This is a genomic window from Sphingobacterium lactis (assembly GCF_011046555.1).
GTDB lineage: Bacteria > Bacteroidota > Bacteroidia > Sphingobacteriales > Sphingobacteriaceae > Sphingobacterium > Sphingobacterium lactis.
This window is the reverse complement of record NZ_CP049246.1, coordinates 713,190-725,960: the sequence shown is the minus strand read 5'-3', so window position 1 is coordinate 725,960 and position 12,771 is coordinate 713,190. Positions and strand designations below refer to the sequence as shown.

6 protein-coding genes are annotated in these 12,771 nt (G+C 46.5%); 5 read left to right on the top strand and 1 reads right to left on the bottom strand.

Annotated features, from left to right (window positions below; all coding sequences use genetic code 11):
• Positions 1 to 93 precede the first annotated feature (93 nt).
• Positions 94 to 549: a hypothetical protein gene (locus G6N79_RS03165; RefSeq protein ID WP_103906540.1), complete on the top strand. Its 456-nt coding sequence runs from the start codon at positions 94 to 96 to the stop codon at positions 547 to 549.
• Between the two features lie 74 nt (positions 550 to 623).
• On the opposite strand, the gene G6N79_RS03160 is transcribed toward G6N79_RS03165, so the two are convergent.
• Positions 624 to 3,215 carry a TonB-dependent receptor gene (locus tag G6N79_RS03160; RefSeq protein ID WP_103906539.1) on the bottom strand — a complete coding sequence of 864 codons (2,592 nt, stop codon included), beginning with the start codon at positions 3,213 to 3,215 and terminating at the stop codon, positions 624 to 626.
• Positions 3,216 to 3,837: 622 nt separating this feature from the next.
• On the opposite strand from G6N79_RS03160, the gene G6N79_RS03155 reads away from it, so the two are divergent.
• The 4 genes from G6N79_RS03155 to G6N79_RS03140 all read left to right on the top strand — a co-directional run bounded on the left by G6N79_RS03155 (position 3,838) and on the right by G6N79_RS03140 (position 12,697).
• The gene (locus G6N79_RS03155) at positions 3,838 to 6,420 is read left to right on the top strand and encodes a Kelch repeat-containing protein (RefSeq protein WP_103906538.1); all 2,583 of its coding nucleotides are present in this window, start codon (positions 3,838 to 3,840) and stop codon (positions 6,418 to 6,420) included.
• Between the two features lie 301 nt (positions 6,421 to 6,721).
• Positions 6,722 to 9,910, top strand: coding sequence for a SusC/RagA family TonB-linked outer membrane protein (locus tag G6N79_RS03150; protein WP_103906690.1), 3,189 nt, complete (start codon positions 6,722 to 6,724; stop codon positions 9,908 to 9,910).
• A gap of 35 nt (positions 9,911 to 9,945) precedes the next feature.
• Complete coding sequence (locus G6N79_RS03145) at positions 9,946 to 11,973, top strand: RagB/SusD family nutrient uptake outer membrane protein (protein ID WP_103906537.1); 2,028 nt, start codon at positions 9,946 to 9,948, stop codon at positions 11,971 to 11,973.
• Complete coding sequence (locus G6N79_RS03140; protein ID WP_200818798.1) at positions 11,960 to 12,697, top strand: DUF3823 domain-containing protein; 738 nt, start codon at positions 11,960 to 11,962, stop codon at positions 12,695 to 12,697. The genes G6N79_RS03145 and G6N79_RS03140 overlap by 14 nt, the downstream gene beginning before the upstream one ends.
• The last annotated feature ends 74 nt before the right edge of the window (positions 12,698 to 12,771 follow it).

Here is a 12,771-nt window from a genome sequence, read left to right as displayed (position 1 = left end):
CCTTCCATCCTGTAATAAATCAAATTGGAGTACTGCAATCCTGCATTCTTCGTTTTGGTATGCAAATTGGGCAATTATCCTAAAAAGATAAAGATGAAATATAGTATAATTCCTTTAGCGATAGGCTTGGCTGCTGTCATCCAATCCTGCAACCAGTCGCAAGAAAAGACTCACCAGGATACCGTGATGGGGCAGGAGGATAGTATTCCGATCAACACTTCACCTGTTGGAGACATTACTCAGGATAGTTTGATCTTAAAAACGGATTGGGACTCTGTGGCGCGTCACAAAATTATAAGCAAGCAGGATACTATAATCCTGAACAATCCCAATTTTAAGCGTATACAGGCCGAGATCGCTGCGGATTCCTTGGGTAATATCCGTATCAACCAGATCATCATGCCCGATGGTTCGTCGGATGGTCCATTCGGGAGAGAATTGGATTACGAGGTTAAGACTCCGGGACCTTATAAACTTATAATTGGCGAGAGCAAGATGCAGGGAGACCCCTTTTCGGGAGATTATGTCTTAATGTTTAAAGCACAATAATCGAGGCAGTCGCTGGCCAAAAAAAATTCAGGGGCCGGACCAACCTGGTTGGGCCGTTCCCCTTCGATTTCTATTTAAAAGAAGTTTATTGCATACCGGATGCTGACGCCGTAGGTGCGTGGATCACCAATGATGCCCGCATATTGGCCATAGCTTCCCGGAGCGGCCAGAAGCTGTTCGTAATAGTTGCTGTCGGTAATATTGCGTGCCCAAATGGATAGTGTTAACCCGTTGTCCGCACGGAAGCCAATGCGTCCATTCAATAAAGCGTATCCTTCAATATTGAGGTATTGCGATGGCGAGGGGCTGGACGAGAATTCCGATCGGTAAAAAACATCGGCTCCAATGTAGAATCTACCATCTAAGTTTAATAGACGTGCTTTTTGACTCCACTCTCCGCCCAATGTGGCAGACCACTTGGAAATCCCGGGCAATCTTCCTCCGGATATATCCTTAAAGGCTTCGGGTCCACCAACCTCTTCAAGAGGAACTGGGGCATTACTGAATTTAATGTATTTACCATCCGTATAGGACAGGGCACCATTAAATTTTGCGATCTGCCCTAACCGCAGGCTGCCATCAAGTTCTATACCCTGTACACGCACTTTTTCGGCATTCGCGAGGTACCCGCGGTTGACACCCGGTTCAGGGGTCTGTACCAAGGTCTGGAAATCGGTGATATCCGTTTGAAATAGAGAAAGGTTGAGGAGGGATTGCCGATCCGGACTGCTCTTTAGGCCAATTTCTTTATGTCGAACAGCTTCCGGTTTCACCCGGGCAAGATCCAACAGCACTTCCCCTTTGGCCGTAGGCAACCCGCCGACATTGATGCCGACAGGCTTATAACTGATGGCATACGTAGCATATGCATTCAATTGTTGATTTGGCCGGTATTGAATGGAGAGCTGACCGGAGAAATTACCTGCTGAAGCATTAGTTTCGAATGCCTGGTTCGTGTACACGCCATTTTTTAAAGCCAATAAGGCCGGGTCATCTGTCTGCAGGCCACCGTAAGTCTGGCGATTATAATGTGCTTCCTTTTTATCATAGTTATAGCGTAGGCCAGGAAGGACATGGAACTTGGATGTAATAGCCCAGTCCAATTGGGAATAAGCTGCCAGACTGGTGGTCTTGATACCGTATATTGTTTTGATGCCAAAATTATCGAAAAGACCAGGTGTTTTCCAGAGTTCCGAGGTTGAATTCTGGGCAAACCGCCATAAAGCTGATCCTCCTTCTTCAGTATGTACCGGATCTGTCCGCAGGTCTTGATATAGACCAAATAGTCCAGCCACCAACGTCAGATTTTCCCGTATATCCCCTGCGTAGCGGAACTCCTGTGAATATTGATCATGGGCTGAATTTCCGGCCGATACTGTAAAGACCGGTAGTCCGATATAGTCCCGGTCGTTCAGCGGTACCCATTTCCAATAGCGCCAAGCGGAAGTTGAGGTTAGCGTGCCGCGCTTTAATTTATATTCCACATTCAGCGCCACGCCGCCGAGTTCGTTGTCCGCTTTCGATTGGGTATTCAGGTCTACTTTTCTTTCAAATGCATTCGCGTAGGGGAGTTCATATCCCAAGTCCTTAGTTATGGCATCAAATTGTCGATATGCCGCACGTTGGGTTTCGACAACACCGGCCACACCCCAGCCATAACCGTCCGGACGCTGTGCGCTGCGGTCTCCAGATAAGGTAATTTCCAGGTTTTCATGTGGCTGATAGCGCAATTGCGCGCGAACACCCAAATTGTTCAGGTTGTTGATGGGGCGGTTCGTCTGTACATTGTGCAGTGTTCCATTTCTTTGGCTACCGGAAAAGGAAACCTTCACCGCCAGTGTTTTGGTCAGAGGGCCTGTTAAGGTCGCTTTTCCCTGCAGGAAACCGTAGTTCCCATAACTCAGTTCAAAGGTGGCCGATGGGTCAAAGGAAGCCTTGCGTGTGCTGATGTTAAATGCGCCAGAGGTGGTGTTCATGCCAAATAGTGTACCCTGGGGACCGCGTAAGACCTCCAGTTGCTCAATGTCAATAAAATCCAGCCAAGTCGCCGCTGGGCGGGCGATATATACACCGTCAAGATAAAACCCAACTCCTGGATCGATTCCGTCATTCGTAAGTCCGTAGGTGGAGCCTAGACCACGGATGTTCAAGGTGGTGTTCCTTGCATTCGAGGCATATAGCTGGACGGAGGGGATTACTTCCTTAACACGGTTCACATTGAATGCCCCCGCGTCTTCAATCGCTGTTCCGGTCAGCGTCGTGATTGGAATGGGAACGGATTGGAGTTGCTCTTTTCGCCTTCGGGAAGTCACGATTACTTGATCGATAACTTCCGATTGAGCACGTAATCGAATTGTGATTTCAGGGTTTTTTGCCTCAATCCGTTGGGTTTGGTAGCCCACGCGGCTGACCGTCAGGTTGAGGGGTAATTTCTGTCCGGTCACAAAGCTGAAGAATCCTTCGGCATCGGTCTTGACCTGGTGGGTTACCCCATCAAGTTTCAGGGTAACATCGGAGAGGGGAGCCCCGGATACGGAGTCAACAACTGTCCCGCTAAGGGTGGAATTAATAATCGCTTTCGGAATTTCTTGAGCCGAGCTTGTTCCCTGGAGTATGGACATAAGGATGCCTATATAGCCAATGGCTAATTTAATTTTCGTATTCATTTTGGATGTTGGTTAGGTGGATAACTTGAATCGAGGGATAAGTGGGAAGGAGTGACCCTTCCCTACAAATCCTATTTAATTGGGGAAGATAGACTTAAGGACACATTCGACAAACACGAGTTGAATGTGGGTATATATGCTTACGTTCGGTACTGATCGAATAATAATTTTTTTTCTTTTGCATCAGGTATCTTGTTCTGGTATACCAACAAATGTAAAGACATAATTTTAATAATGTCTACTAATTCTATAGGATTTATTTAAAAATAATATAACTAATTGTAATTCAGCTATAAAAAAATAAATAGATGTTGTGTTTTAATGTAATATACCCTCATGTTTCAAAGAGGGATTAAAAAATGTTTTTCCAAAATCAGAAATTTTATGTTGAGGAAATTTGAAATATTTTTAGCCAACGAGCAAGAAAAAAGTCTTGTTACAAATCTATCCTTTGTCTAATTCTTATTTACTGGTTTATAGGCATTTGGAGCAACTTTAACGATAGTTGGATGGATATGGATACGGATAATTGGGCACTTCTCTTTTTTTATTCCTATAATAAAAGATTAAATTTCAAAAAGCTAGTGTTATATTTGAAGACTAGCTAGCCAATTCTAAACTTGTGAGAAGAAACGAAATAAACCTGATTTCTGCGGTTTTTGCCTTTTTTTTGATATTCTGTTGCCAGAAAGCAGCGGCTCAGTACGGTCTTGAATTTGCAAGTCATGAGCGTGAATTGGATAAACGGACGAGTCTTTCCATTGGGGAAAAGGAAGCTGTGACCCTGTTTCCGAAGACAGAGCTTTCCTTCGATTTACAATTCAAGCCCTATCAACACGACTATTTCGGGTATATATTTCGGATCATATTAAACGATAAGTTGAACATTGATCTGATCTATGACCGCAGACCGGGAATTGGCAACCATTTTAAACTGGTGGTGGGCGATAAGTTTACCGATATTGCATTTAATATTCCAGGTGAGCAGCTATTCTATAAATGGAATCCTATTAAGTTGGTTATGGACAAAGATAAGAACCAACTTATTTTCACCTGCCAGGGTAAAACTTATCATTATAGCGTAATGCTAAATGGTTTTAATAAATTCCAAACTTTCTTTGGATTAAGCAATTACAAGCAATTTCAATCCTCCGACCTACCGCCGATGCGCATCAAGGATTTACGGATCAAAGATGGTCAACACCTTGAGCACCATTGGAAACTGGATCAGGCAACCGGTCTCCAGGCAGAGGACGCTGTCGGTAAGATTAAGGGTGGGGTCTCCAATCCTTTTTGGATCAAGCGGCAGCGGCAAGAATGGCGCATGGAGAATGATTATGAGGTCTCGGGGCAGGCGAATGTTACCTTTGATCCCAAGCGGGAATGTGTGTACGTAGTGTCTGAAGATTCCCTCGTACGGACTTTCCTTGGGTCGCGGAGCAGCAACTCCTGGGCCTACCAAAATGCTCCACTCCATATTGCAGACGGCAGCCAATCCCTATTCGACCCCCATCTTGGACAGGTACATTGCATCTCCATAGACCAAAAGATCGTTTCCACGTTCGATACGCTGAGCCGATCCTGGAGCAAACCTTTTACCTATCCGAGTCGAGGAACAAACTACCTGTCCTTCAATAAATTCTATTCACCGCAAGATTCCAGCATCTATATGGTGGGCGGCTACGGGCATTTCCATTATCAAAATTCCGTGCATAAGTACCATGTCCCGACCCAGCAATGGGATAGCTTAGCCTATACCGGCGACAGGCTCTTCCCTCATTACCTTGGGGCGTTGGGTTTCTGCGATGGTAAAGTGTACCTTTTGGGCGGGTATGGCAGCAATACCGGCGATCAGATGCTGAATCCACGGATATCCAATGACCTGATGCAGATGGACCTGTTTGGAGGAAAATTCAAAAAGATAAATGAAATTACCTTTCCTGACCAGAATGCTGTATGGGCGAGTTCCCTGGCCGTGGGGCCGGGTCAGCAATTGTTTGGGTTGATGTTTCCGAAGAATAAATTCAAGTCGTCCCTCCAATTGGTTTCTGTTTCTTTAGATGGACAGGAGCTGCAGGAATTGGGGAGTATGATTCCCTTCGATTTCCACGATATTAAATCTTTCGCAGATCTGTTCTATTCTCCGGCATCCAATCGCTATGTGGCAGTAACCTTATACTTCGACAGTGAATCTAATAAGAGCAGGGTTCGGATTTATTCCTTGCTGGCACCAGCCATGCGCTACGAGCTGGATGAGAGCAGCGCAACATCTGGAACTAAAAAATGGGTTTGGTATGCTTCTGGTGCAGTTTCTATTGCTGCTTGTTTCATTTTGTTGCTGCAGTTCAAAGGACGTAGGCGCCAAGAAGACGAAAAAGAAAAACATGTATCACCATTTCCATCGGTCAGTGAAGAACCTCAGCAGCTTCCTATAGCAGAAGCTACAGTGACCATTCCTGCTAAAGAGGAAATATGCAGCGAGGATAAAAAATCAGCTATTTATCTCTTCCGAGGAGATATTCAAATCATCAATGCACATGGGGATGAGATTACCAAGCAGTTTTCCCCATTGTTAAAGGAGTTGTTTAGCCTTTTCGTGGTCTATACAATTTACAGAGGGCGCGGCATCAGTTCTGAAAAATTGGTTGAGTTGTTCTGGTCAGACAAATCTAGCGCTAGTGCGAACAACAACCGTTCGGTCAACATCGCCAAGATCAACAGCTTGCTGGAAAGTGTAGGCGATGTCAAGATTTCTAAAAAAAGTGGGTATTGGTGTCTGGATGGTTCCGAACAGATCTGCATTGACTTTGCGGAATACATGAAAATCCTACAACAGGAAGAGAAACTCGATCGGGTCAGCCTCTCCAAGCTCCTGCGTATTCTAGACAAAGGTTCTTTCCTTTTCGAAACGGACTATGAGTGGCTGGATGTCATTAAAGACGAAATTTCCATCCATACAACAACCATTCTGAACGAAACCCTTCGTGGCCTCGCATTGAGCACCGATGCGGAATTCATTGTAGAAATCGCAAATCGCATTTTCCATTTTGACTCCGTCCATGAAGAAGCGATGGTATATAAATGCAAGGCGCTGGTTCAGCTTGGTTATCACAGTCTTGCGCATCAGTGTTTTGAAAATTTTTGCCAGGTCTATCAGCAATTATATGGCGAATCCTACGGAAAATCCTACCGAGAAATTATTTAAGTAACGTCATTAATGAAAATTAAATAAAAAATAAAGCGCTGACTAACAGCGCTTTATTTTTTATTATACCCTTATTAATACTTTGTTAAGGTTTTGTTATGGTCTTCAAGTTAATCTTGTTTCATAATCAATTGTAAATACGATGAAACGAAAGCTTGAATTCCAGATTCTGCCGGATACATGATGTTCTTTTTTATACCGATTGATAAAAAAGAACAGAAAAGCAGAATACACTAACAACTAATTATGAGACCTATTGATGGCATTCATCAATAGCATTCACCAATTTAAACAAACTATTATGGGATTTAGAAAAAAGAATTCCTGCACGTCCCTATGGTGCAAGAATTTGAAGAAACTTTCCTGGCGGTGGGCTATGGTTCCACTTTTATTGCTGTCCGTAGGGACGGCGGTTGGCCAACAAAAAAATGTGACGGGTTCTGTGCGTGGAGATGACGCCAAACCTCTTTCTGGAGCAACTGTTAAAGTGGCAAAAACGGGTGTCAGCACGACTACCGATGCCAACGGTCGGTTCAGCATCCCGGTGAATACCGGCGATAAACTAATTATTACTTATGTCGGTTATCAAGGTCAAGAAGTCGTTATCGGCAGTGACAGCTCGATTGAAGTGCTATTGCCCAATGACAACACCACGCTCGAGGATGTCGTAGTGGTGGGCTATGGTACACAGAAAAAGGCCACCCTGACCGGAGCGGTATCGACGATATCGGGCGATGAGCTCAAGACAACAAAAACACAGAACGTTCAGAATATGATGACCGGTAAGGTGCCGGGCGTGCGTGTGGTACAGAAAACCTCAGAGCCGGGGGACTTTTCCAATGAATTCGATATCCGTGGCTTCGGTTCGCCATTGGTCGTCGTGGATGGCGTGCCTCGCGGTACCCTGACCCGATTGGACCCCAATGAAATCGAAAGCATCTCCGTACTGAAGGATGCTGCTGCAGCCGTATACGGTGTTCGCGCCGGTAACGGGGTGGTCCTGATTACCACCAAACGCGGAAAGTCTGGTAAGGCTAATATCAATTATTCCAATTTCCTCGGATTTCAGCAACCCATCGGATTGCCGAGCCCAATTGGGGCAATCGACCGCTATACCCTCTTCAATGAACGGTCCATGCACAATGTAGATGCACCGACAATCACCTATAATGAGGATGACTTTGCCCCTTTCTTGGATGGTACAAGAACCAGTACGGATTGGTATGGCATGGTCATGAAGAAATCGGCCGCACAATCGCAGCACAACCTCAGCATCAGCGGTTCCTCTAAAGACCAGGCGATCGACTATTTCGTTAATACAGGATATGCGCGTCAGGACGGCTACTGGAAGAGCAACAGCTTACGCTATGATCGATATAACTTTAGAACAAACCTGAACGCAAAAATTACGGAAGACCTGACGGCAGGTGTTAAAATCAACGGAATCTACGAAATCAAGCAGAACCCGACGCTACCATCCTGGGAGATCTTCCGCGCATTGTGGCGTGCACAGCCAAATGAGCAGTATTTCGCCAATGATAACCCCGATTACCTCAACAGGCTATCCTTTGTGCACCCTGGCGCGTTCTCTGATGATGAGATTTCAGGTTTTGCAAAAGATAAAAATACGTGGCTACAGGGTCAGGTATCCTTGGATTACAGCATTCCATTTGTGGAAGGCCTGACTGCTAGAGGATCCTTCGCGTATGATACCCGTTTCAATGACAATCAAAATTTCCGCAAGAAATTTGATGTGTATCAGTACAATGCGGCCGATAACTCTTTCAACCCGGCCACGAACAATGCCCCAAATCAAGTGCGTCGGGCCTATGGAAACAATCCGTCCACGTTATTGCAGGTATCCCTGAACTACGATAAAACGTTTGGCGAGGTTCATAATGTGAAAGGATTATTCCTGTACGAAGAAGGCAAGAGCAGTGGCGACAACTTCTACGCCCTGCGTGAGCTGGGAATTCCCCTTCCATACCTGTTTGCCGGGATTACCCAAAACCAAGTGGCCTTGGCAGATGCAGGCGGAATCTTTCAAAACGCAACCCGTGCCTATGTGGGGCGGGTAAACTATGATTTCGCCGGTAAATATCTGGCAGAGCTGAGCTTCCGATATGATGGCTCGTCCCGATTTCCGAAGAACAAGCGTTGGGGTTTCTTCCCGGCGGCATCGGTGGGATGGCGTATATCTGAAGAGAACTTCATCAAGGACAATGAGTCCCTTGCGTTTATCGACAACCTGAAGATTCGGGGTTCATACGGGCGAGTGGGGGATGACTCCGCGATTTCCTACCAATTTATCTCTGGCTATGATTATCCTTTCAACGGAAATGGGCAGGGGCTACCAGGCGGACACGTGATCGATGGGCAATTCATCAACTCCCTTGGTTTCCGGATTGCACCCAACCCGAATATCACATGGTTCACAACCGACATGATCAATGTCGGGTTGGATGCCGAGATGTGGAACGGCAAATTGGGGGTGACCTTGGAGCTTTTCCAACGGGATCGCAGCGGGTTATTGGGCAACAGAACCGTTACGGTACCGGGCATGTTCGGTACGCCACTGCCACAGGAAAACCTGAACAAGGACCAGACGCGTGGTATTGAATTGCAGCTGAGCCACAAGAATATGATCGGCGATTTCCGCTACAGCATCAGCGGAATGGTAGCTCTTACGCGGACAAAGATTATGTACGCAGAAAGAAACCGTGATGGAAACTCATACAGCAATTGGCGGAACAACCCGTTGGAACGCTATAACGATATATGGTTTGGCTATGGCTATACCGGTCAATTCCAGAACTATAGTGACATCGCAAACCACAGCTACTTCGTAGGCAGAGGTGTTCTTCCTGGCGATTATATCTATGAAGATTGGAATGGCGATGGCGTTTTGGATGATATGGACAGGCATCCAATTGCAACATCCATCAACCCGAACAGCTCATCCGCTTCTGGGGGTGGGGCAAGAAGAAATATTCCATTGATGACCTTCGGTACAACCTTCAACTTCGACTACAAAGGGTTTGACCTCAACCTCCTCTTCCAGGGCGGGGCGATGTCCTACGTATCCTATGGCGAGCAGTTGATCATGCCGCTGGCATTCGATGGGAATGCGCTGGACATCTTTATGGACCGCTGGAGACCGACCGATCCAACGGCTGATCCATACAACCCAGCAACACAATGGACCCAGGGATACCATGCTTTTACAGGAACGGTGATCAATGAAAACTCCAGACGTGCCATTCAAAATGGAGCATACGTCCGTCTGAAAAGTGCTGAACTGGGCTATTCCTTGCCAAAATCTCTATTGGATAGGGCCAAAATTGAAGGCGTGCGCGTATTCGCCAATGGGTATAACCTGTTTACGGTTACCGGTGTAAAAGGCGTAGACCCTGAGCACCCTTCCGAAGTATACGGGTATCTATACCCGTTGAGCCGGACATTCAATTTTGGAATAAGCTTAACATTCTAATGTGAGCAAATTGTTGACTATTAAAACAGTATGAGATGAAAAAGAGATTCAAACTATTGGCTTTAGCTTTCCTCATGGGAGGATTTACAGCCTGTAATGACCTAGATATAGCACCGATCAATATTGTACAAGACCCGGTGGTCTTTACGGATGATGGGATGCAAGCCTACATGGCTGCCCTGTACAGTAGAATTCCTATGGAGGACTTCCGCTACAGTGGCTCTGAGAACGATGGTTTCAATACCTGGAACCAGATTTGGCTGCCCAGCCTGAATACCGGCGAGAATGCCAACAGAAACCAAAATGGATACTTTAACCCGGCACGCGGCTATTGGGACAATGCCTATGTCGTGATTCGGAACGCCAATTACCTGATCCAACATTTACCGGAATACGTGAGTACCATGGGTCAAGATAAGATCGACCGCTGGATTGGTGAGGCGAAATTTATCCGTGCCTATACTTATTTTGCGCTGGCGCGCCGCTACGGAGGGGTGCCGATAACCGATCAGGTCCTGCAATACCTCGACGGGGATGTGGAACCCCTTCAGATTGCGCGAAGCAGCGAGGAAGCAACCTATGATTTTATCCTGAAGGACTTGGATGAAGCCATGGTCGCCATGCCGGAGGCTAGTGAAAAACCCGGACGCGCCAACAAGTACATTATCGAGGCCTTTAAATCCCGGGTGGCACTAAACGCTGGATCAAAGGCGCGTTATGGTATTCCATACACTGTTGAGGGTGTGATGCTCACCGGGATTCCGAAAGCAAGGGCCAACGATTATTTCACTCAGGCTTTCAAAGCGGCAAAGAATATCGAAGGCAAATATTCGCTCTATAAGAAGAATTGGTCCGCAACGGACAAGCAAGCAACAGCGGACAATTATGCCGCACTTTTCCTGGATAACAGCAGTTCGGAAACGATCTTTTATAAAGATTACTTCTACCCGAATTCTGTTCACAGTTTTGATGCGGTATTTAGCCCACCACACATGACTACCACCTATGGTGATCGCTTCAATCCGACTTTGGATTACGTAGAATTATTCGATGGCCTACCAAAGAACGAACGCGGGGAGCTGAAAACCCTAAATGATGATGGAACCTATATCGTCTACGATTATGTGGAACAGTTGTTTGAGGAATGTGAGCCGCGCCTGCGCGGAACCGTGCTGCTGCCGGGGATGCCATTCAAGAAGGCCAGAACCGATATCCGGCGCGGCACCTTGGTTGAAAGTGTAGATCCTGCAGTGCCTATTCAAAAATTCATTGGAGAGGGATTAACGGCTCCTTACACGTCCAACCCATTCTATGCCGCCAATGTAAAACAATCGGGTACCTGGAACCAGCAGACACCGATCACATTATCGACGGGCGAGAAGATCAACCCAACTGGGATGGATGGTCCAACGTCTTCAAACAATGCAACGGTAACAGGCTTCCACGGTCGCAAATACCTAAATCCTAATTTGGAAATTTCCGCGACAGAATTGCACCGATCCTCCCAACGTTGGATTGACCTACGCTATGCAGAGGTGGTCCTGAATCGTGCGGAGGCCGCATTGGAGTTAGCACAGAACGGCGTGTCTTCCGTCGATGGGGTTTCCCTGCAGGCCGATGCCTTTAACTGCATCAACCAGATCCGTGAAAGGGCAGGAGCCGTCCTCCTAACCTCAGATGCGGAACTGTCCACCGGCGCACCACTAGCCCCAGGAACAGGGGTAGGCTCCTATGTATTGGCACCGACCCGTGGATTACAGATCATCCGGATCGAACGCCGTAAAGAATTGGCGTTCGAGAACAAGCTGTGGTGGGACATGCTCCGTTGGAGAACGGCAGATGTGGAAGTCAACCAGCGCACGTGGCGAAAGTTGAATCCGTTCTTATTTGCCAAAGGCGCAAAACCGGAATTGACAGACTATGTCCGCGGGAAGTACATCTTTGACTGCCGTTTCGATGAACGCAATGGTCGGGTTTCCATTCCTACAAAAGCATACTATGAAGCGATTCCAGGCGATGAGATTGCTTCCAACCCGAACATGGAACAGAATGATGAATATTAATCCAATGATGATGAAAAAGATATTTTTAGGCATGATGGTCCTGGCTGCGGTCATGTTCAAATCATGTGAAATAGATAATTATGAAGGACCTGATGCTTCGATTCAAGGGACAATTGTCGACCAAAACGGTAAAGCTGTCCAGTTTGAACAGGGACAGGGTTCCGGACGTATAAAACTAGAGGAAACCAGCTGGAGTGAAAATCCGGTGCCACTTTACCTGAATATTAGACAGGATGGTAGTTATGTAAATACCAAGTTCTTTGCAGGCACCTACTTGGCGACCTTGGTAGAAGGAGCCTTCTACCCCCAAGAGGGACAGGAGATTGCTGTGGCCGGTGAATACAAGCATGACTTTTCCATTGTACCTTATCTTGAATTGGAATGGGTGAGTGAACCCGCGCTAACTGCAGATAACAAGGTAACGGCTTCTTTTAAATTGAAGCGTAATGCCGGTCCGAATGGCGAGAATATGCCGGATCTTATGGATTACCAGCTGTTTATTTCCACGACTCAGTACGTAGGGAACAATAATTTTGACGGTACCCGTGTCGGTCAGCCCGTAAAGATTACCAACACCCAAGCGAACGATACGTTTACCATTACCTCACTCCAACCGATGAAGTACGCAACGACCTATTTTGTACGCATTGGCGCGCGGGTGAACGACACATACAAAAAATACAACTACACAACGATTAAAACAGTTACAGTTCCTAATGGTTAATCGGCCAATAAACCCGAAATCTTTAGACTCCGCTTTCACGTCCTGTGGAAGCGGGAGTCTCAGGATGAGCGGGA

What these genes read in the sequence shown, in the direction of transcription:
- G6N79_RS03165 (WP_103906540.1), top strand. Translation starts at nt 94, where the DNA reads ATGAAATATAGTATAATTCCTTTAGCGATAGGCTTGGCTGCTGTCATC.
- G6N79_RS03160 (WP_103906539.1), bottom strand. Translation starts at nt 3,215, where the DNA reads ATGAATACGAAAATTAAATTAGCCATTGGCTATATAGGCATCCTTATG.
- G6N79_RS03150 (WP_103906690.1), top strand. Translation starts at nt 6,722, where the DNA reads ATGGGATTTAGAAAAAAGAATTCCTGCACGTCCCTATGGTGCAAGAAT.
- G6N79_RS03145 (WP_103906537.1), top strand. Translation starts at nt 9,946, where the DNA reads ATGAAAAAGAGATTCAAACTATTGGCTTTAGCTTTCCTCATGGGAGGA.
- G6N79_RS03140 (WP_200818798.1), top strand. Translation starts at nt 11,960, where the DNA reads ATGATGAATATTAATCCAATGATGATGAAAAAGATATTTTTAGGCATG.